The sequence below is a fragment of the Calothrix sp. PCC 6303 genome (genome assembly GCF_000317435.1).
Classification (GTDB): Bacteria; Cyanobacteriota; Cyanobacteriia; order Cyanobacteriales; family Nostocaceae; genus PCC-6303.
In genome coordinates this window covers 3,762,151-3,782,553 of the sequence record NC_019751.1, presented here as the reverse complement: position 1 = coordinate 3,782,553, position 20,403 = coordinate 3,762,151, and the positions used below count along the sequence as shown (strand labels likewise).

General features: G+C 39.4%; 19 protein-coding genes. 11 read left to right on the top strand and 8 right to left on the bottom strand.

Annotation, left to right across the window (positions count from 1 at the left end):
* Window positions 1-96: 96 nt before the first annotated feature.
* Both CAL6303_RS15555 and msrA read left to right on the top strand, forming a co-directional pair.
* The gene (locus tag CAL6303_RS15555; protein WP_015198765.1) at window positions 97-795 is read left to right on the top strand and encodes a helix-turn-helix transcriptional regulator; all 699 of its coding nucleotides are present in this window, start codon (window positions 97-99) and stop codon (window positions 793-795) included.
* Window positions 796-1,040: 245 nt separating this feature from the next.
* Complete coding sequence (gene msrA / locus CAL6303_RS15550; protein WP_015198764.1) at window positions 1,041-1,694, top strand: peptide-methionine (S)-S-oxide reductase MsrA; 654 nt, start codon at window positions 1,041-1,043, stop codon at window positions 1,692-1,694.
* 348 nt (window positions 1,695-2,042) lie between these two features.
* Here the strand turns inward: msrA and CAL6303_RS15545 are convergent, their stop codons facing one another.
* The 6 genes from CAL6303_RS15545 to ligA form a co-directional block, all read right to left on the bottom strand.
* Window positions 2,043-3,245 (bottom strand): FHA domain-containing serine/threonine-protein kinase, encoded by a 1,203-nt coding sequence (locus tag CAL6303_RS15545; RefSeq protein WP_015198763.1) that lies wholly within the window; start codon window positions 3,243-3,245, stop codon window positions 2,043-2,045.
* A 326-nt stretch (window positions 3,246-3,571) separates the two neighbouring features.
* Window positions 3,572-5,644 carry a serine/threonine phosphatase gene (locus CAL6303_RS15540; protein WP_015198762.1) on the bottom strand — a complete coding sequence of 691 codons (2,073 nt, stop codon included), beginning with the start codon at window positions 5,642-5,644 and terminating at the stop codon, window positions 3,572-3,574.
* A gap of 278 nt (window positions 5,645-5,922) precedes the next feature.
* Window positions 5,923-7,248 carry a PAS domain-containing sensor histidine kinase gene (locus CAL6303_RS15535; protein ID WP_015198761.1) on the bottom strand — a complete coding sequence of 442 codons (1,326 nt, stop codon included), beginning with the start codon at window positions 7,246-7,248 and terminating at the stop codon, window positions 5,923-5,925.
* A 90-nt stretch (window positions 7,249-7,338) separates the two neighbouring features.
* Complete coding sequence (locus CAL6303_RS15530; protein WP_015198760.1) at window positions 7,339-7,923, bottom strand: rRNA large subunit pseudouridine synthase E; 585 nt, start codon at window positions 7,921-7,923, stop codon at window positions 7,339-7,341.
* Between the two features lie 146 nt (window positions 7,924-8,069).
* A complete protein-coding gene (locus CAL6303_RS15525; RefSeq protein ID WP_015198759.1) occupies window positions 8,070-9,368 on the bottom strand; it encodes a hypothetical protein in 1,299 nt (432 codons plus the stop codon).
* A gap of 177 nt (window positions 9,369-9,545) precedes the next feature.
* Complete coding sequence (gene ligA / locus CAL6303_RS15520; protein WP_015198758.1) at window positions 9,546-11,639, bottom strand: NAD-dependent DNA ligase LigA; 2,094 nt, start codon at window positions 11,637-11,639, stop codon at window positions 9,546-9,548.
* A 260-nt stretch (window positions 11,640-11,899) separates the two neighbouring features.
* Between ligA and CAL6303_RS15515 the strand changes: the two genes are divergently transcribed.
* Window positions 11,900-12,313, top strand: a complete 414-nt coding sequence (locus CAL6303_RS15515) for a thiol-disulfide oxidoreductase DCC family protein (RefSeq protein WP_015198757.1) — start codon at window positions 11,900-11,902, stop codon at window positions 12,311-12,313.
* A gap of 13 nt (window positions 12,314-12,326) precedes the next feature.
* Here CAL6303_RS15515 and CAL6303_RS15510 read toward each other — a convergent pair whose 3' ends face one another.
* A complete protein-coding gene (locus CAL6303_RS15510; RefSeq protein WP_015198756.1) occupies window positions 12,327-12,755 on the bottom strand; it encodes a hypothetical protein in 429 nt (142 codons plus the stop codon).
* 316 nt (window positions 12,756-13,071) lie between these two features.
* Between CAL6303_RS15510 and psbQ the strand changes: the two genes are divergently transcribed.
* From psbQ to CAL6303_RS15480, 6 genes are all read left to right on the top strand, one after another.
* Entirely contained in the window at window positions 13,072-13,539 is a 468-nt protein-coding gene (psbQ, locus tag CAL6303_RS15505; protein WP_015198755.1) for a photosystem II protein PsbQ, read from the top strand.
* A gap of 122 nt (window positions 13,540-13,661) precedes the next feature.
* Window positions 13,662-14,966 carry an NAD(P)/FAD-dependent oxidoreductase gene (locus CAL6303_RS31185; RefSeq protein ID WP_015198754.1) on the top strand — a complete coding sequence of 435 codons (1,305 nt, stop codon included), beginning with the start codon at window positions 13,662-13,664 and terminating at the stop codon, window positions 14,964-14,966.
* 40 nt (window positions 14,967-15,006) lie between these two features.
* Window positions 15,007-15,882, top strand: a complete 876-nt coding sequence (locus CAL6303_RS15495) for an alpha/beta fold hydrolase (RefSeq protein ID WP_015198753.1) — start codon at window positions 15,007-15,009, stop codon at window positions 15,880-15,882.
* 302 nt (window positions 15,883-16,184) lie between these two features.
* Window positions 16,185-16,406 carry a CTB family bacteriocin gene (locus CAL6303_RS15490; protein ID WP_015198752.1) on the top strand — a complete coding sequence of 74 codons (222 nt, stop codon included), beginning with the start codon at window positions 16,185-16,187 and terminating at the stop codon, window positions 16,404-16,406.
* Window positions 16,407-16,493: 87 nt separating this feature from the next.
* Complete coding sequence (locus CAL6303_RS15485) at window positions 16,494-16,715, top strand: CTB family bacteriocin (protein WP_015198751.1); 222 nt, start codon at window positions 16,494-16,496, stop codon at window positions 16,713-16,715.
* A gap of 87 nt (window positions 16,716-16,802) precedes the next feature.
* The gene (locus CAL6303_RS15480) at window positions 16,803-17,024 is read left to right on the top strand and encodes a CTB family bacteriocin (RefSeq protein ID WP_015198750.1); all 222 of its coding nucleotides are present in this window, start codon (window positions 16,803-16,805) and stop codon (window positions 17,022-17,024) included.
* A gap of 174 nt (window positions 17,025-17,198) precedes the next feature.
* Here CAL6303_RS15480 and CAL6303_RS15475 read toward each other — a convergent pair whose 3' ends face one another.
* Window positions 17,199-18,026 carry a hypothetical protein gene (locus CAL6303_RS15475; RefSeq protein WP_015198749.1) on the bottom strand — a complete coding sequence of 276 codons (828 nt, stop codon included), beginning with the start codon at window positions 18,024-18,026 and terminating at the stop codon, window positions 17,199-17,201.
* 551 nt (window positions 18,027-18,577) lie between these two features.
* Between CAL6303_RS15475 and CAL6303_RS15470 the strand changes: the two genes are divergently transcribed.
* Together CAL6303_RS15470 and CAL6303_RS15465 are read left to right on the top strand one after the other, a co-directional pair.
* The gene (locus CAL6303_RS15470; protein WP_015198748.1) at window positions 18,578-19,087 is read left to right on the top strand and encodes a hypothetical protein; all 510 of its coding nucleotides are present in this window, start codon (window positions 18,578-18,580) and stop codon (window positions 19,085-19,087) included.
* A gap of 469 nt (window positions 19,088-19,556) precedes the next feature.
* Window positions 19,557-20,390, top strand: coding sequence for a P pilus assembly protein, chaperone PapD (locus CAL6303_RS15465; RefSeq protein WP_144051059.1), 834 nt, complete (start codon window positions 19,557-19,559; stop codon window positions 20,388-20,390).
* Window positions 20,391-20,403: the final 13 nt, after the last annotated feature.

The window sequence follows — 20,403 nt, the reverse complement described above, 5'->3', positions numbered from 1 at the left end:
TCCTATATACCGTTAAAAGTCTGAGCTTTTATTTGTTGCTGGTACTAGCATAGAAGTAATTGAGTCAACCCGCATAGTCCTCAACTGGGTACAGTTATGGCAAATTTTCTGCAAGCAGTCGAACCTAGCATTCCCCAACGGAATCTGTCGGGATTAATTCAAGCGATCGCGTCTTCCAAAAACGAGCTAGAATTACATGCTGCCATCATGGAGATGGTGGGCGAATATTTTGATGTTCAACGCTGGGGAATTTATCTATTGGATGAAACATCCCACGTTAAAGTTGATGATCGAGGGATTCCTGATGTCTGTCTCAAGGATAACCCAGTCGGGCGTTATGTTGTTGAACGTCACGCCCCAGCACATGAAGAAATTATCCTCCCCGCAGGTAATTGGCAGCAATTTTGTTCACGGGAAGATCACGCCCATGTCATGAGTGGACCTATAGTTCATAGTGGGCGCTTAATTGGTACACTAAATCTTGCCCGCGCTCAAGGTAAATCAGCATTTAATGCTAATGATTTGGCTGATTTAAGCGCTCTATGTCTACATTTATCCGCGAAATTCGCCACTCTCCAAACAAATCAAAAAACCACAACAAATACTGAATTTTCCAGCCGTCTCACACCACGGGAATTAGAAATTGCTCAACTTGTTGCCCAAGGTTTAACTAATGCTGAAATTGGTGAAAAACTTTGGATTACCCAAAATTCAGTCAAACAAGCCCTAAAACGCATGTTTAAAAAGTTGGGAGTTTCTGCCCGTGCAGAAATGGTGGCAAAGTTACAGCCTTAAGTAGATGAATGGTGAGTAGCGAATAGTGAGTAGTGTTAAAGTTCTGTTTATTTGTAACCATCTACTTACTGATAAGCTATTAAGCGCTAATTTGTATATCTAAAGCGGGCAAGATGCCCGCACCACAAAGGTTATAATTTTTTAATTTATAGGATTTAGCTGCTACGCAGCTTAAAAGTTTGTAGATTATCTACAATAATATTAAGGAAAGTAAATTTAATTCTCACAAATCTACAGTAAAACCCATGGTGCTATTTGGATTCGGCAAAAAACCCACCCTTCCCAACCGGGAAGAAGCTTTACCAGGAAGAGCGCAAGCTATGCCTGTACCTGAGAAGCATTTTGTTAACGGTAATCCCCTCAAACCTCCATATCCCGATGGTATGGAAGTGGCAATGTTTGGGATGGGTTGTTTTTGGGGTGCTGAACGCAAGTTTTGGCAACTAAATGGAGTTTTCAGCACATCGGTAGGTTACGCTGCTGGTTACACACCCAACCCAAATTATAAAGAAGTATGCAGCGGCATGACGGGTCACAATGAAGTTGTGCGAGTCGTGTTTAACCCCAAGATAATAAGTTACGCTGAGATTCTCAAGACATTTTGGGAAAATCACAACCCAACTCAAGGGATGCGTCAAGGAAATGATACTGGGACACAGTACCGTTCTGGTATTTATACGTATTCTGCGGAGCAAAAAAAATTAGCGGACGCATCTCGTGAAGCATACCAAGAAGCCTTGAAGCAGTCTGGTTATGGTGACATCACTACTGAAATTATCGATGCACCAGAGTATTATTTTGCTGAGGACTATCATCAGCAATATTTAGCTAAAAACCCCGGTGGATACTGTGGTTTGGGTGGAACTAATGTTAGTTGTCCAGTGGGATTGCTAAATTAAGTGACTTCCAATTTAAAAAATCCTCAAGTTTAATAATAATCATGTGGTGCGGGCTTCTAGCCTGCACAGAACAGGCTTCTAGGCTGTTGCACCAATACATAGGGCTTGCTGAATAACTAGAAAACATTTATTTATCAATACTTTCGGAATTTTTTCCGGGAAAGGTGCAAAGAAATAAGGGTTTGAGGTTTAAAAAACTTGCATTCAGATTTATTGGAGTACGAAAAAACAGAAAAAATAAGGCTAAAACTGTTCCCCGTTCCCCGTTCCCCGTTCCCTACTCCCCTGCTCCCCTACTCCCCTACTCCCCTACTCCCCTACTCCCCTGCCCCCCTGCCTCTTCTTTGGCTACTTACAATTAGTTAGTGCCGTAATTACTTCCTCGGCAGTTTGATAGCGATCGCGTGGCAGTGGTTCTGTTAATTTATCGATGACTTCTCGTAATTGGGGGGTAATGGTGGGGACGCTGGTAATATCAAATCTAAAATTGCGTCCTCTCTGACGATAATATTTAAAGGGGCTTTCTCCAGTTAATAGGAAAATTAGTGTGGGACCAATTGCGTATAAATCTGACTGGGTAAGTGGTTGTCCCATTTCCTGTTCTGGGGCGCAATAACCTTCAGCCCCAATTCGTGTTCCTGGAATACTACTACTTTCTTTGACTGCACCAAAATCTAAAATGACGATGCTACGATCGGAACTCCGCATCATTAAGTTCGCTGGTTTAATGTCGCGGTGAATTAGTGCTGGTTCTTGATTGTGGAGATAATTGAGAACATCACAGGTTTGAATCATCCATGCGATCGCTTGATTGGCTGTGACGGGTCCTTTGAGATAAACTAGTTTTTCTAAATCCTGTCCATGAATTAATTCCATCGCCAAGTATTTTTTCCCAGCATCCACAAAAAAATCATAATATTTGGGAATGCCCGCATGACTGAGGGATTTGAGGGTATTCGCTTCCCTCTCAAATAGTTCTTGAGCCTTGGCTATTTTCGCCATATCGGCGTTCATTTGCTTCAAAACCAATAAAAGAGGGTGTTTAGCAATAACGCCGTTAGAATCCCAAGCTAAGTAAGTTGTCCCCATTCCACCTTGCCCTAAGGTTCGCAGCACCTGGTAGTGACGGATGGTATCAATTACGGTTAGGGGTTGACCACAATGGACACAAAATAGATTATTTGGGCTATTTCCTTCGTGTGTACAGGTATTTACTGGGGTGGCAGGATTAGCGGCAACGACAACCAGCTGATTTTGAAATCTGAGTATCGGACCACCCTTAGCTAACTGTAACTGGCAATCATTAGGCAGTGATGCTTGCGATATTAGTACACCATCGATGAATGTACCATTGATGCCATTACTTTTCACCTGCCAGTTAGCAGCAGGTGAAGTTAGCTTTAACTCCAAATGATGCCGAGAAACTAGATCATCTGATAACACAATGTGATTATCTGCTGAACGACCAATGCGAATAACTAATTCGTCTTCAAAATGCCACTGCTTGAGCGGTGTTTTATATTGGGGTTCAAGTAGAGTTAGGATAACCACACTAGACAATTTGTTAGTAAAGGATTGGAAAGTGAGAGGCAGTGACCATTTGATATTACCCAGAGGTAAGTAGGTCGGCGTTGAAAATTGTAATTAGGGCAAGGCAGTAGGGGTTTAAAGCTAATTTACATTGTGTAACATAGTTATGTTTATTTCTGCCGACTTACTTAGTCAAAGGATTTTAGCCTTCGACTTTAGACTTTTATGACGGGTATAGCAAAAACGGCTAGAAACTGGACTGATGAAATCGCTATAGCACCTTTAGATTAGACTTAAAGGCTCACAACTAAAGGCTAATAGCTAACCGCTTGCAGTATAACTGGTCTTTAGCTGGCTCTTCGCTTCATCTCTGGTTGATCGCCGTTAGCGCGAACTTTTGCCCGAATCAGTACAGCGGTAATATTATCATGACCATTGTACTTGTTTGCTAAGTCAATTAGTTCACTTACGCCTTTTTCTAGGTTAGCATTTGAACTCAGTAATGGTTCGAGATGCGATCGCCAATGTGTTTCTAGCAGGTTATTATCTGATAAACCGTCGGAAGCGAGGATAAATAGGGTATCTTCGTTAATTTTGAGAAATTGGACATCAGGATCCACCATATTATTCTCACGAGGTCCCAAAGCTTGGGTCAGTTGATAGGCATCGGGACGGCAATAGGCAATACTGGCATCAACACCACGGGCAATCTCCCGCTGACCAACTTCATGATCTACGGTCATTTGTTCCAATCCCCGTTTCCGGGTCAGACGATAAAGACGACTATCACCAACATGTGCTATGGCGATGTTGGTATCCTGCGCTAGTAACATAACTAGTGTTGTCCCCATCCGTCCGACACCGGAACGTGCATCCTCTTGATTAACATTAAAAATTGCCTGGTTTGCCTGTTTTACTCCTTCACGAATAATTTCTTCGTTGGGTAAAGAGTTTTGAGTCCAACTGGTTTGAAAGTACTTGCGGAGTGTACTTACAGCTAGTTCGCTGGCAACTTCACCCCCAGCATGTCCACCCATCCCATCGCAAAGTACGTATGTACCACGGGCAGCGATGGCTTTATCTCTGGGTAATTCAACTTGATTAATTCTGGTTTCGATACCGAAGTAGTCTTCATTATGGTCGCGTTGCCGTCCAACATCGGTAAGTCCGGCATTTTCCAAACTAGCTAATTGCATCGGCAGAACTACTGTAGGGAAGTCATCGCTTTTGCTATCATTTTCCTCCAATTCGCCAAATTGGAGAACAGTAGGAGCCACAGGAATTTGGGTATTCACTAGTGTAACCGTTACATCTCCATCGTTGGTGATTGAATTATAGCTATCGTTGGGTTGTAATTCAGATGCGATCGCTTGTAAGCGCAATTGTAATTTTTCTAGTGTCTCAATTTCCCCCATATCCAAATCCCCCATTAATTGCAGCAAGGGACCAAATTGGGTGCGTTGTGATTGTTTAAACAGTGTGTGCCAAATTTGGGCTAAAGTTTGCACAGTATAGCCTTGTTGCTCAGATGCCTCTAAAGTATTAGTTTCCGGATACAATCGTTGCAACACCAATACTTGATCTTCATCCAGACGCAAATTTGATAGTTCCAGCAAGCTTTGCCTGCATTGTAGCGGTTCTAGCATCACCCACAATTGGGTCATTTTTAATAAACAATGGACAATTTGCAACGAAGAAGTAGCTTCTTCATGCCAAAGTTCCATTAAGTATTGCAAATTAGAATAGTCTTCTAAAATTAGCACTTCCGCATCCCCTTCTCGCCACGCATCGTGAAGCAAAGGTATTCCCTGATGCTGTTGGGACAATAACACAAGATATGGTTTTGCCAAATTTGGAATTTCTTCTAAATCTGCCAATGATATTGTCAAACCTTGATGTTTGTTTTCGTAAATTGCCATCAACGGGGTAACTTGATAGGGTTGACAATCTAAAACCCTCAAATAGGTATCGTTGTGGTGAGCAAACTCCTCGCTGTTGGGGATGATTTCGAGAATTTTATAACGTTGCTGTGAATCTAAATATGAGCCGATTTTTATAGTTGTTTCTGGGTTGGTTTCAGATGTTGCCGCTGTAAATTCCTGGCTTTGAGGATTGTGAAAGAGTGTTTCTGTTGCTTCTGTGTAGTCACTATCTCCCTGTTCAACAGCAGATTTCATAGGTAACACTTGGGCTGATACTTCTAAATCTTCTATATTGACAGGAATGGAATTGGTATCTTTGGCAATAATTACCCACCAAACCGTTCCACAAAATGCGCCACAGTTATGGCATGTTTCCATATTTACAGGAACATCAGTACCACAACTGAGACAAGTTTTTTCGGTCAGTGATGTACCACAGCTTTCACAAAATTTGTTAATATCTGGGTTTTCAAATTTACACTGGGGGCAAATCAGCATTATGGAAATTCCTTAACTTCGGCTCCGAGGTGCTTTTAGCCACTAAAACCTATAGTGCCACAAATCTTAACCTCTACACTAGGGATGTGCAGGAGGAGATTGTGATTTTGAACTATGATTTTTTGTGACAGTTTAATCGTGTTACGCATACTATCCATATATTTTAGATACCTGCAAGGAAAGTAGTGAAAAAGTTCTAAATTTAGGCTGAGAAGTTAGCAATTCTTTTTATTTTATTTGGCGATAACGGCAATTTTCAACATCCACCTACTTAATCATTACTCGTTTCGCAATGGTAGTTCCAAGATAAAACGAGTCAAGTTTCCACCACTTTCTACATCTATGCTTCCTCCCAAATAATTAGTCAATTTTTGGACTAGCGCTAAACCGAGTCCTGTACCTCCTTGCTTCCAGGGGTCAGTGCTGGGAATGCGGTAGAACTTATCAAAAATCATTTTTAACTGTTTTGCGTTGATTTCGACACCAGTATTTGTGACTTGGAATTGGATAGTACGGCATTTTAGGGTTGCACTGATGATGACTTGGGAATCAGGAGGACTAAATCGATAAGCATTTGTGAGGAGTTCTACTAATATTCGTTCTAAGCTAAAAGGGTCACAAATTAGTGGTGTCACCAGGTCGGGAATGTTTAGATGTAGGGGAGAATGTAAATTAGGGTTGCGTGCTTGGAATAATTCTACAACTCTGTTTAGCCATGGCTTGACTCGAATCGTTTCCAATACTACGGGTTTAGCGTCGGTGTCTAGCTTTTGTAAATCGAGAAAATTATTGATTAAATTGATTTCGCGATCGCATTCGTTGTTCAATATCTGAAAATAGCGCGATGCTTTCACCTTTTCAGGGGTTTTGCCTGCGGTGTCTGTAGATGCATCAGCTTGTAGTTTTAAGGTAATATTCAGCATCTGAATTGCCATTTTCATATTCGTCAATGGCGTTCTCAATTCGTGGGAAACTGTACTAAGAAATTCTTCCTTCAAACGATGCAGACTGTGGATTTCATCATTGGGGGCAAATATGTGACTTTCTTTTAAAGCCGCCTCAGCAGATTTACGTACTGTAATATCTTCCCAGACCATTAAAAGTATCGGGTGAGGGTTGTTAGCAGGAGCAGGCAAAGCTACACTCAACAGGTGTGGACGGCTCTCTTCGCGCAAACTACGCAAAACAATTTTGACCCACCCAATTTTACTTTTAGGACAATTGATACTAAATTCCCAATCTACTCCTTCAGTAACTGGTAGTTGCGGTGAACAATCTTTTAGTAATTTTGCTAACCGTTTTTGCTCAAAATCAGCAAACAATTGAAATATAGATTGTTGAATTAAGTCTTCGGCAGAATAACCAAGGGATTCTGCACCAAACTGATTTACTGATATAATCACCCCGGTGGTATCTAAAGCAAAACAGATACAGGGAAGATGATCATAAAGTTGTCGATATGATAGAAGTTCTGCTTGTGTGTTGAGCAAAGCTTCGGATGAGTTTTGTTCTTGGCTTTTTGAGACTCTCTCAGGAACCATAGCAATATACTCTCTTTCCTGAGATTGCTGTAACTGCCAGCTTGATATCTGATTGGGACTCATAGGTAAAATTTTGATATGAATGCTGATGCTAAAAAGATTGGGATTAAAAAAAAGTGATTATACAGTTTCTCACTTATTTTTTATAAAAATTTACAATTCGGATTTTTGATGGGTGAGTGATGCAATCTCATTCATGTCCAATTCTCGAAAAGTCCCAAGTTTTAAACTATCAAGCGTTAATTTGCCGATTTTTAACCGTACTAATCTTAAAGTCGGAAAACCTACTGCTGCTGTCATCCGTCGTACCTGACGGTTTTTTCCCTCTGTTAAAACCAATTCTAACCAAGCTGTCGGCACATTTTTGCGAAATCTGATTGGTGGGTTACGCTCTGGTAAATTGGGTTCTTCTGGGAGTAAACTCACTTTGGCTGGTTTTGTTCGGTAATTTTGAATGTCTACACCTTTAGTGAGTTTTTCGATTGCTGCTGCGTCTGGAACACGTTCGACTTGTACCCAATAGGTTCGTTGATGTCCAAATTTAGGATCTGATAAACGATGCTGTAGTTTTCCATTATCTGTTAATAGTACTAAACCTTCGCTGTCCCAGTCTAATCTTCCTACAGGATATATGTTGGGAATATCAATGTAGTCTTTTAATGTCTGACGTTCGGGTGTGTCTTGGGTGAATTGGCAAAGTACACCATAGGGTTTGTAGAAAAGTACATATTTAAACATCAGTTACCAGTAATCAATTAGCAATTATCATTTAGCAGTTATGAATTAGCAGTTATCATTTAGCAGTTATCAGTTATCAGCTTGAATTCAGTAAATTCTAGATTGTGTTAGTTATTGGGTATATTGATTTCACTGTTTACTGTTTACTATTCCCTGTTTACTGATTTTATCTCCGCTAAAATATCCTCTGGTAAAGCTTCATCCATCTGATCAAATAAAGCTTCTAAACCTCCTGTTTCTACTTCTGTTGATAAAGGTGTAATTTTTTCAATACTAGTAATAAACATGTGCTTTTCTTGCTCAAACTCTTTTTTAGAGACACTATCAGGGGGTTGCCAGCGATGGACGAAGCTATATTTCCACAGATGATCGTCAAAGAATTTGATTAGGTGTGTTTTTACATTAGTTGTTACATCTATTGCTTGTGCATGGATATTTTGACTAATAAGATTGTGCTGGAGTAAAAAATCATAAACATAGGGAATACCCCAAACTATCAAAGTACATTCCGATTGTTGATCAGCGAATAAGCTGCTAATCATTGAACCTATATATTTATCTAGTTTGTCTGAGGATATCAGGAAATAATTATCTAAATCTTGGAGTCTAAAGTCTGTTACTTTTTCTGATTCTAGGAGTTTGATGATATTTTTCCAGATTTCTTGACTGCTAATAAAACTCATATTTTTTTGAGTTAACATTGCCGCTGAAAATCCGATTGATAAAGTACAAAGGTCAGTTTCTCGTTGTTTTTTGAAGTATTTTGGTAAATTTTTGAGAAATGTTTCAGTAGGTGTTAATTCTGGAGTTAGTTGTTTAGAGATTTCTGTTACTTTAAAGTTTAGTTGTTCTATTTTCAAATTGGCAATTGTATTATTAAGTAATTCCCAATCAGCGGCTTCAATTTGTTGATTTTTCTTAAATGCTTCTTGAATTGAATCAATAACGAGCATTTCCCCAAAATTATCAACAATTCCATAGGTGTTTTCACCACTTTCTTGAAGTTGATGATAAATACTTTGGGAAAAATTATTTAAAATTTCCCTTTCTCCATAATATTTGAGGCTATTTGTAAACCATTTTAGCTGTTCAAGATCATGGAGGGGATTTTCGATAAAATTAGTTAGTAAAGATGGGATAATATCTGGTTGATTGCGGAATAGATAATATCGCAATCTCAAAGCTTCTAAATACTGAAATTCCTGTTGATAGATTGCATCATGTTCCTTAGCCTTTTCAATGAATGTGAAAGCATCATCAATTAGGTTATTATCATCTAATTCATCACAGAATTCTACCACCAGAGATCCTATGCCTGATTCCTCAATCAATTCTGGAGATAGGGATTGAGATAACGCTGACATCAGTAATGTACTTTTTTCAACTGGGGAAGCGGTATCAAAGTTTTCAAGCCACTGTTCAGAGTTACTGATAGTCAAGGACATAGGACATTTTTAATAATTGTTCGATACTCCGCAGTAGCGGTATTATGACTACTGCGTGAGCGTAATTATATCCTAAAATTAGCAATTAGGAATTTATCTGTGATGCTTCACTTTGTAATACATATCTTCGAGAATTAATGATGCATCATTTAGAACGCTTGTAGATAAGTGGCAATACTACGTTTCCATCTCTTTTGCGGAGATGTCTAGTATCGCTAACAATTCAGCTTCGCTGAGGATTGCGACTCCTAAAGATTCGGCTTTTGTTAACTTAGAACCTGCATCTTCTCCCACTACTAAGTAGTCGGTTTTTTTGCTGACAGAATCAGTCACTTTTCCCCCTGCTTTCTGAATCAATGCTTTCGCTTCATCCCGCTTTAAGCTGGGCAATGTCCCGGTAATTACAAAGATTTTCCCTGTTAATGCTGATGAGGTAGTTTGTTGGGAGGTTGCTGCTAATTCTGCTAAATCTACAGTTAACTGTAATTCCGCATCTGCTAATTTTTGAATTAATTCTTGGTTGGAAGGAATGCGAAACCATTGATAGATGCTATCGGCAATTTCCGCACCAATTCCATAGATTCCCTCAATATTTGCCCGTGATGCATCGCTAATTTGGGTGACAGAGGTGAATTTTGAAGCTAAAAGTTGAGCGTTTACACTACCCACATGACGAATTCCCAAACCATATAGTACACGAGACCAAGGTTGTTTTTGAGATTGCGCGATCGCATTCACAATTTTGTCGGCTGATTTCTGTCCCATGCGTTCCAACCCACACAATTGCGCTGCTGTCAAGCTATATAAATCGGCAACGGAAGCAACCACACCCCTATCAACCAATTGATGAACTAATTTTTCACCCATCCCGCGAATATCCATCGCATCACGACTTACCCAATGTTCGATAGCACCTTTGAGGATAGCAGGACAGGAGGAGTTAACGCACCTGGTAACAGCTTGTTCTTTTTCCCTGACTACAGGTTGTCCGCAAACAGGACAATGGGTAGGCATAATAAAGGGTTGGGTACCATCAGGACGTAATTCTTTGAGAACCCGTACCACCTCCGGGATGATTTCCCCAGCTTTGCGGACAATTACCGTGTCCCCAATTCTGATATCTAATTGAATTATGCGATCGCTATTATGTAAAGTAGCGCGAGAAACCGTTGTTCCTGCTAGTTGTACCGGGTGCATTTCTGCCAAAGGTGTTAAAGCACCTGTTCTGCCGACATTTACCGAAATATTTTCCACACGGGTAGGTGCTTCTTCTGCTGCATACTTTAACGCAATTGCCCAACGGGGAAATTTCTGGGTAAATCCTAGCTGTTCTTGCAATTTGAAGGAATTTAACTTTACCACCACCCCATCAGTCATATAGGGTAAATTCAGACGTTCTGTATCCCAATATTGGTAGTATTCTCCTACTTCGTTAATTGAACTACACAAGCGCTGATTCGGATTAACTTTAAATCCCATTTTTTGCAGTAAATCTAACGCTTCCTGTTGACTACTAGCAATACTCGCATCATCTCTTCCCGGAATATGTAATGTGTAGCAAAAAAAATCTAACCGTCGTTTGTCAACTATACGAGAATCTAACTGTCGTAAAGTTCCCGCAGTTGCATTTCGGGGATTAGCAAATAAAGTTTCACCATTTTTTTGTCTTTCTTCGTTAATTTGGGTAAACACATCCAAAGGTAAAAATGTTTCTCCCCTAACTTCTATTCTTTCCGGTATTCCCTCACTGAAAGCATCAATATTTAATCTTAGGGGGATAGAGCGAATTGTCCGCACATTTTGAGTAATATCTTCACCTGTAACCCCATCTCCGCGAGTCACTCCTCTAATTAAAACTCCATTTTGATATGTTAAAGCTAAGGCATTGCCATCAATTTTTAATTCACAAACATAATCTATTTTTTCATCTTGGTTCAAACTGGTTAATTGTCTTTTCCATCTATTATCCCAGCTATTTAATTCTTCAACATTAAAAGCATTTTCTAAACTATATAAAGGAACATTATGACGTACCGAATTAAACTGTGTTGCGGGTTTTTCTCCAACTCTTTGGGTTGGACTATCCGGTGTCACTAATGTTGGATGCTGAGTTTCTAAATCCTGTAGTTCTCGATACAACTTGTCGTAAATAGTATCTTCCATAGTTGGTTGATCGAGAACATAATAAGCATAACTCGCCTTTTGTAATAGTTTGCGTAATTCATCAATTCGCTGTTTAATCTGTGGCTGAGTTAATTCCTTCACATCCATCCTCCATCAATCAAATATAAACCTTGCCTATTTTGAGAACCGTAGTTTGTCACTCCAGATTGTGAGTAGGAGCAGATGGTGTACTACAAGCTACTCAGTGTCTACCCAATGATAAAACTCCACTTTTCATGATGCATCAGGTTCAGTAATTTATTCGGGCTTACAATTATAAGCTATTATCCTCAAAAATAAATAAAATATCTATTTATATATAAGCAGGAATAATTTAGAATTAGAGTACAACTTATCATGAGATAATAATGAATTATTTTGTTATTTATGATGGCTATTGTAACTTGTGCGTAACTCTGGTCAAACTGTTGGAAAATCTTGATCAGGGTAAAAAATTTAGTTATGCTCCCATGCAAGATGAAGAAAAACTTTCGCAATTAGCCATCACTTCTAAAGATTGCGAATTGGGAATGATTTTAGTTAATTTGCAACAGCCAGAACAGCGTTGGCAAGGTAGTGATGCAGCCGAAGAAATTGGACGCTTGTTGCCCATGGGAGAAATTTTTGTGAAAGCTTACCAGGGCTTACCTGGTTTAAAATCTATTGGTGATCAATTCTATGGGCAGATTCGTGATCATCGTTATCAACTGTTTGGTAGACGCGATACTACATATCTTTCACGATACTGTTCTGGCGATTGTCAAGTTATCAACAACAAATAAAACGTCTAATTTACTAATTTGCAGACCTATTAAATATTTCAATTATTTGAAAACACAATTGCTTGAGTTTTTCGCATATTTCTGCTTTTGGTCGAGTTTCACCAAAAACAGTCCAATTTTCTACGGTTGATAATTTCCAAGCTTCACCACGATGATCAAATCCTGAAACTTCTACACCAATTGCTCGGAGTGAGTTATTGATTTCATCATGGTGAAAGCGAATTTGAAATAATAAACTACGACTACGCCAAGAACGACTGATTCCCGGAAAATGAAAGCCAATATCAATGGAATCTGGGTCAATTAATTCTCTCGTGTCTGGGTCATTATTCCATGGTTTTAAATCTGATTTAGCATCAGGAAATTCTCGTTTGAATAGGTTAATTGCTGTGGCAATTTTGCTGGCAAATTCTAGGTTAGTTGCCATCTCGGCTGCATTCACTAATATTACTCCTTGAATATGAAAAGAATGGACGATATGGAAAGCAAAAGAGAATATGAAACGTTTTGTTAAATGTTTTATTAAATGTTTTTAAATTAATTCGCTAACCGTGTCAAGTAGTGGTAATGGCTGATTTTAAGCTGAACATAATTTTTAGATGTAGTAAATGAGCAATTATACTTAATCTATTTATGATATTTGAAATCAACCAGACAAATTAAAATTTTTACTCAGATCTGTGGCAAATAAATGGAGTGAAGCTACGCGCTCCGATCTAAAATGACACTATTGATTGGCAAATAATTAATCTCTGTTTATGGCGCGTCAACGGTCTCTATTCTCATTAGTTCTGGTGCTTTTGGCTACATTCTTGATTAGTTGTGGTGGACCTAGCGTTGCGACTCCACCTCCAACTTACACACAAGCACAACTGCAAAAAATTCAAGAATATTCTACTGACGTGATCGCAGTCCGCGATCGCGCAAAGGAATTGGAGCAGTTAATTGATAAAGGTGATTGGATCATGGTTGGTAATTTTATACATGGACCAATGGCAGAAGCTCGTTATGATATGAACTATATTGTTTCAAATCTGTTACCCAAAGAGCAAGCAACAGCTCGGAAAGTAGCACGCACTATGTTTGAACATTTGGTGAAAATTGACCAAGCTGCTACTTCTGGCAATGCTAATAATGCTTATAGCAATTATCGGGCTGCTTATGCAGATCTGGATCAGTTTATCAAGTTGATTCCCGAAACAAAAGCTTCAGGGGAAGCAAGTTAGAAGCAGGAAATAGAAGTTAGGATGCAAAAGTCCTGATTTTGAGTGGGGGAAAGTTGAGAGTTTTAGTTTTGCTAATGCTCTCAAATATCTAACCCCCACATCTATATTTTCCAAATTTCGATATGAAGATAGTTATTATTGGTTGCGGTATTGTCGGCAGTGCGATCGCATACGAACTAAGTCAGGTAAAAGGGTTAGATATTACGGTAATTGATCAGCAACCGCCAGCGCAAGCTTCCACAGGAGCGGCTTTAGGGGTTTTGATGGGTGTGATTAGCCACAAAACTAAGGGTAAACCCTGGCGAATGCGACAACAAAGCTTGGAACTGTACGAGCGTTGGATTCCCGAATTAGAAGCGGTTTCCGGTCGAAAAATTCCCTTCAATCGTCAAGGTATTTTGAGTTTATGTACCGCTGAAGAAGATTTAAAAGGTTGGGAATATTTAGCAAAAAAGCGTAAATCCCAAGGTTTTCAGCTAGAAATTTGGGACAGCGTAAAATTTCAGCAAATTTGTCCCCACGTTAATCAAAATAAGGTAATTGCTGCGGTATATTCTCCTCAAGACCGCCAATTAGACCCAACTACATTAACTTTAGCCTTAGTTGATGGTGCTTTAAAAAATGGTGTGAATTTTAAATTTGGTGTCAAGGTTTTAGAAATCCCTGTTTCTTCAGAAGCAGGGGAAAATACTCTTTCCCCCTTGCCTCTTTCAGAGGGTGTTTGTCGGGAAATTTCCACCAGTGAGGGAAAAATTACCGCAGATTGGTTTATCATCGCTGCTGGACTAGGTACATCCTCTCTGACAACAGGATTACAGCAAAAGATTGACCAGAAGAAGCAGGGGGAAACCGAACAAGCAGGGGAACTGAGCGAGGTAGAATCCAATCTCCGTCCCGATGTTCTCCCCTGCCCCCGTTCGGACTTCGGCGTGAGCGCTCAGTCGAACGCTGACGCTCACGGCGGAAGCCTGCCCCCTGCCCCTTTTCCTCTTATTGATATTCGTCCAGTCTTGGGACAAGCTTTACATTTTCATGTGGGACATGCTTTAGGAAATCCCGATTTTCAACCCGCGCTAACCGGGAATGACGTGCATATTGTTCCTTGTGCGGCGGGAATTTTGCCCACAACAGATTACTGGGTTGGGGCAACTGTGGAATTCCCAGATGAACAGGGGAAAACACTTCCAGCAGATTCAGAATTATTGTCATCTGTCAAGCAACAAGCAATCGAATTTTGTCCCCAACTAGCCAACGCCACCATTACCCGTACCTGGTCAGGATTACGTCCGCGTCCCGAAGGTCGTGCAGCACCCGTAATTGACCATTTACCAGGATTTAGTAATATTTTACTAGCTACGGGACACTATCGTAACGGTGTTCTGCTTGCGCCCGCCAGTGCGATCGCTATTCGTGAGATGATTACTTAGTTGAAGCATTTAACTTTTTAGCAAGCTTTTTTAGAACATCGTGAGTATAACTGAAAAAAATCTCAAAATCGGCTCTTTAGACTGGTTTTATCGGGAAGCAGAACCAATCGGGAGAAGTGACTTATTACCCGTGATTTTGCTTCACGGATTAGTATCCCAAAGTTACAGTTGGCGCAACATACTACCAGCTTTAGCACAACAGGGGACGAGAGCGATCGCACCCGATTGGATTGGCTACGGTTTTTCGTCAAAACCAGAAAAACGAGATTTTGCTTATACTCCAGATGCTTTTATTTCGGCTTTAGCAGAATTTATCAAAGCTTTGGAAATTGAGCGCTTTTCTTTAGTTGTGCAAGGCTTTCTCGGTTCAGTTGGCTTACAATATGCCCTACGTCACCCAGAACAAATTGCCAATATTGCCATCTTAAATACACCCATTTCTTCAGCTACCAAAATACCTTGGAAAATCCAACAAATGGGTTTACCAATCGCGGGAGAAATGTTAACTCAAGATCCCTTACTAGTTGATAGAACCTTAGAAGGTGGTTCTAAGTACGTAATTCCTGACAAAGATTTAGATATTTATCGTAAACCATTTTTAAAGACTTCAGCATCAGGAAGAGCTTTATTGGCAACAATTCGGAATTTTCAACTTTCGGAAGCAATGAAGGAAATTGAATCTGGATTTAAAGACTGGAAACAACCAGTATTAATTCAGTGGGGAACGATAGATCCCTGGTTATCAGTTGAGATGGCGGAAGGTTTTAGTAAAATCGTTGCAGATAGCGAGTTGATTAAATTAAATAATGTTGGACATTATCCCCAAGAACACTATCATGAGTCAATTTTGGAGGATTTATTACCCTTTGTCCGTAGGGTATGTGATGCTAAAAAAGATACTTCACTGAAAGACTAGGATCGAATTCGCGTCACCCGCCAGAAGTTGACTGTATATTATCAAACATATTCTGCATTCAGGCACCGATTTTGTAGAGACGTAGCAATGCTACGTCTCTACAGTCGTTTTGTATATCAAATTACGCCCGGTGTAAATATAATAAAGTTTATTTTTCTTTCTGGACAAGGGTTTCAGGGATTTTGCTAAAAAAGTTTTTACTTTTACCCCCAAAAACTGCATGAAACTAAAAAGTCCACCCTAGGTATAATCATGGCGGTCGAAACCGCAACACACAACAAAACAAACTAAGGTAACTAATTATGATTAACGAAATCAAAAACGAAGCAATCGAACTTTCCGCAGACGAACTAGATGTAGTAAATGGTGGTGCAGCAAGCTTGTTTGAATTTGGTAGTTTCTCAGCTAGTCAAAACAGCATCAGTTCCGCACTACTAGTTGGTCCCGGTGGAAGCGCTTCTGCAACCCAAGTAACTGACTTGAATATCGATTCTTTCGGTGAAAAGTTTATTCAATCCTTCTAAATACATTAACTTCTTATCCATCGCGGTGGACAACCACCGCACCCAAATCAACTAACTTTACACAACTAATTAACGGAGTCAAAAATCATGTCACACGAAATCAAAAACGAAGCAATCGAACTTTCCACAGACGAACTAGATGTAGTAAATGGTGGTGCAGCAAGCTTGTTTGAATTTGGTAGTTTCTCAACTAGTCAAAACACCATCAGTTCCGCACTACTAGTTGGTCCCGGTGGAAGCGCTTCTGCAACCCAAGTAACTGACTTGAATATCGATTCTTTCGGACAAAAGTTTATTCAATCGTTCTAAATAAATTTACTTCTTATCTATCGCGGTGGACAACCACCGCACCCAAATCAACTAACTTTACACAACTAATTAACGGAGTCAAAAATCATGTCACACGAAATCAAAAACGAAGCAATCGAACTTTCCACAGACGAACTAGATGTAGTAAATGGTGGTGCAGCAAGCTTATTTGAATTTGGTAGTTTCTCAATTAGCCAAAACAGCATCAATTCCGCACTAATCGTTGGTCCCGGTGGAGTTGTTTCTGGAACCCAAGTAACTGACTTGAATATCGATTCTTTCGGTGAAAAGTTTGTTCAATCGTTCTAAATAGATAAGCTTACCCAAATCAATTAATTTAAGTTAAGAACCCCCGACTTTTTGAAAAGTTGGGGGTTCTTATGCCAATTTGAAGAAAGAATGCGACAGATGGGTTGGTAGGGGTTTAGCACTGCTAAACCCCTACAGGTTATCTATGTGTTGCAATGATTTTTTGAATTTGTATTAGCTTTTTGGAACCAGCAAATTTACTTTGAAAGGAACTTTATTTTTCTTTTCTCCCCAAGCTAAGTCACCGGAAATTTCATAGTTTCCTGGTGAAAGTTTAGTTTGTGGTGATTTCGCGGGAGTTAGGGAAAGATAACGTTCACCTTCAGCAATTACTGTGGTATCGCCAATTTTGCCACTTTGTAGGGTTTGATTTCCCCGCTTTAGTTTCCATTCTCCGCTGGTGATTGCACTTGCTTTACCTTTATTTGCTACCAATAATTGTAAGTTGCTGGCTTTAGCATTGAACCGAGCGCTACTAGCTGCTAGTTTAGGGGCAATATTTCCTTTACGCACATATACAGCAACACCAATGCGGGGAACAATGGAGGTGTTGACTGTGACACCCTTTTTGTTGTCGGTTTCGGTGACTGTTGTTGGTTGGAGGTTCTCAGTAAAAATCATGGTGCGATATTCACCATCGGGTAAGCTGGGGGGAAACCGGGTGATGAAGCGAATGGTGCGTTGGGTTGAACCATCAACTTGTAACTCTCTGGGGGAGAATTGTAGGTAAGGTGCTAAATCATTAGGACTAGAAGTTAAAGCTTGAAAGCCTTTTTCTTTATCGTAGGTGAAAGGGGAAGTATAGACACGAGCGCGGAATGCTTTTTCATCAAGGTTGGAAACTGTAAAGGTACCTTTTGCTTGTCCCCGCTTGGCTTGGGTTTCCAAAATCATGGGGGAAATAGCAATATCTGCTTTTGCTGCACTTCCGGATTGTAGGAAGCTAGATAGAAGTAAAGTAGTTAAAGGTAAGGACAATTTTAGGAAAGAAGTAATATTCATTTACCGTAGTGTGGTTAAGCAACACATAAAAATTTGCTTACCAGTCGCCATCAGTATAACACTCGATAAATTTAATCTGTAGGTAATTATAACTTGTGAGTAAATATCTAAGCATTACGCTTTATGGCTATTTTGCAATTTCGGTATTCTTACGATAGCTGTTGTTTGTTTTAATGACTTAAATTGGTTGCAAGATCTAAAGAAAAAGACAACTAAAAAGCAACTGGGCTAGGTTAGTCACTTTGGCACTAATTATAAGCTTATTAGCACTCATGTCGTAGCTTGATTCTGCACTCGTTATCTTGCTCATTTCAGGATTTTACCAAAAATATGATTTTTGAATCTGAGATGTGAACAAGGTAGTAAGTAGAATTACTGCTAAGGGATAACAGATTTCAAATTCAGACTGTATTCAATACACCTGGCTAATTAAATTGCCGGGATTGGAAAAGTCAATTTCTATTTTGATGTCATTTTGGTAATGACATTGAGAGATTCGTTTGTGTTTTTTTACTTACAAACCGTTAATTTTACATATTGAGGATTGAATTATGTTACGTCGTTCTTTATTAGTTTCTGCTGTATTATTGGCTAGCAGTTTTGGTTTTGCAGGTAGTGCAAAAGCCGGTACTGAAACTGTTAACTTTACAGGAAGTGCAGGCACATTTTGTAATTTAGGTACTAGTACTGCTGGTACTTTAGGTCTCAATGCTACTAATGATAGTTTTGGTACTCTTCCTGTGGGCTTTACTGCATCAGGTACACCATTAGCGGCTACAGTTCCAATTAATTGTTCTAAGGATGCTACTCTTAGCCTCCAAGTTAATGAAGGAACAAACCCTACAACAGGTGCTACGATGGCAGCAACAATGAATACTTCTGATGTTGATCCTACTGTGTCAGGTGCTACAGGTACTACAGGTGCTGCTGAAACACTGCTTAATAACATCAATGATGTAGTTGTACCAGCTACCGTAGATCTAGTAGTCACTTTACCAGCTGGTCAACAATTTAGTCCAGGAGCATACAGTTACACAGTCGTTGTTACTAGCGCTCCCTAGTTATAAGATTAAATTTAGTGAAACTTAGCATATGATCACAAACATTTGATTTCACTGTGTCACGAAAATCTTATCTTGAAAATGTAATTACTTGACTCCCCTGGGCTTTAATGTCTAGGGGAGTTTTTTGTCAAGTGATAGCAAAGTAGGTAATATCTAGAATAGATAATAAGTAAAATCAAGCAAATACTGTAGATTATACGGATATCATTCTTTAAAAATACTGTTAAAAAAGAATTGATATTAGGTAATAACTGGCAAATCGTAATTGTGAATTACTAGATATTACTTAATATTTAGCAATTTTCTCACACAATCTAATCATTTACACAGAGAATTATGCTGAACAATTCGTTAAGTAGTGAAAAATATTTTCTCTGTTGAATTAAATCTTGAGAGTTTAGTTATTTAAATATTGGAATTTAGTATGTTATTTTTTGTCAAAAAGATGAGTCATTTATCAGTACATATGCGATCTGCTTTAAATTTTACCTCTCTGCTTTTATCAACAGTTTTAATTTCTGGTGGAGTTAGTCAAGCACAAGTCAAGCTTTCGCCCCTAAGAGTTGAAATCCAAAGTGTTCGCGGACAAGCTAAAGGAGTAATTAATATCACGAATACTAGTGATGAAACATTTCGCGCTCGTGTTTATGCAGAATCTTTCACATATGACAAAGAAAAAGGTTTTCAAACAATACCATCCAATCCCAACGATTTGAGACCATATTTACAATTTTCGCCAAGAGAAATGGTTGTACCACCAGGAACCACTCGCAAGGTACGCATGAATGCGGTTTTGGCTCCTAATCTGCCTGATGGGGAATACCGAGCGATGATTTTCACTGAACCTTTGAAGCAAACTACGGTAACTGATGGTAAAGGGATTACAACTAAAATTATTACTCGTGTGGGAAGTGCTTTTTTTGTGAAAAAAGGAGATGTACGTCCAAGTTTAGCAGCACAGAGTGCTAGCTGGAATACTACTACTAAACAGCTAAAACTATTAGTACGAAATAGTGGTAAAGCTTCTACTTATCCATCGATTAAGTGGAGATTGAAGCAAGGTGGAACGGTTATAAAAGCTGGGGAAAGCGCATCTACAGGAATTCTGTTAGAGAGCGATCGCAATATCACATTAAACACTTCTAGGCAAGATAAGGATGCACTTGCTTTGAGTCCTGGGATATATGAACTTAGTGGAGAAATGATCTGGGGTGAAGATAAAAAGAAACAGCCATTTAAGTTAAATTTAACTGTTCCACCGAAGAATGTTATTCGTTCGCTTCAGAGAAATAGAAGATAGGTCATTTTGTAGA

Bases quoted from the DNA above. Each gene is read 5' to 3' on its own strand.
- CAL6303_RS31185 (WP_015198754.1), top strand. From the start codon at position 13,662: ATGAAGATAGTTATTATTGGTTGCGGTATTGTCGGCAGTGCGATCGCA.
- CAL6303_RS15490 (WP_015198752.1), top strand. From the start codon at position 16,185: ATGATTAACGAAATCAAAAACGAAGCAATCGAACTTTCCGCAGACGAA.
- CAL6303_RS15530 (WP_015198760.1), bottom strand. From the start codon at position 7,923: ATGTTTAAATATGTACTTTTCTACAAACCCTATGGTGTACTTTGCCAA.
- CAL6303_RS15480 (WP_015198750.1), top strand. From the start codon at position 16,803: ATGTCACACGAAATCAAAAACGAAGCAATCGAACTTTCCACAGACGAA.
- CAL6303_RS15535 (WP_015198761.1), bottom strand. From the start codon at position 7,248: ATGAGTCCCAATCAGATATCAAGCTGGCAGTTACAGCAATCTCAGGAA.
- CAL6303_RS15525 (WP_015198759.1), bottom strand. From the start codon at position 9,368: ATGTCCTTGACTATCAGTAACTCTGAACAGTGGCTTGAAAACTTTGAT.
- CAL6303_RS15515 (WP_015198757.1), top strand. From the start codon at position 11,900: ATGAATTATTTTGTTATTTATGATGGCTATTGTAACTTGTGCGTAACT.
- CAL6303_RS15555 (WP_015198765.1), top strand. From the start codon at position 97: ATGGCAAATTTTCTGCAAGCAGTCGAACCTAGCATTCCCCAACGGAAT.
- psbQ (WP_015198755.1), top strand. From the start codon at position 13,072: ATGGCGCGTCAACGGTCTCTATTCTCATTAGTTCTGGTGCTTTTGGCT.
- CAL6303_RS15470 (WP_015198748.1), top strand. From the start codon at position 18,578: ATGTTACGTCGTTCTTTATTAGTTTCTGCTGTATTATTGGCTAGCAGT.
- CAL6303_RS15465 (WP_144051059.1), top strand. From the start codon at position 19,557: ATGCGATCTGCTTTAAATTTTACCTCTCTGCTTTTATCAACAGTTTTA.
- CAL6303_RS15485 (WP_015198751.1), top strand. From the start codon at position 16,494: ATGTCACACGAAATCAAAAACGAAGCAATCGAACTTTCCACAGACGAA.
- CAL6303_RS15475 (WP_015198749.1), bottom strand. From the start codon at position 18,026: ATGAATATTACTTCTTTCCTAAAATTGTCCTTACCTTTAACTACTTTA.
- ligA (WP_015198758.1), bottom strand. From the start codon at position 11,639: ATGGATGTGAAGGAATTAACTCAGCCACAGATTAAACAGCGAATTGAT.
- CAL6303_RS15540 (WP_015198762.1), bottom strand. From the start codon at position 5,644: ATGCTGATTTGCCCCCAGTGTAAATTTGAAAACCCAGATATTAACAAA.
- msrA (WP_015198764.1), top strand. From the start codon at position 1,041: ATGGTGCTATTTGGATTCGGCAAAAAACCCACCCTTCCCAACCGGGAA.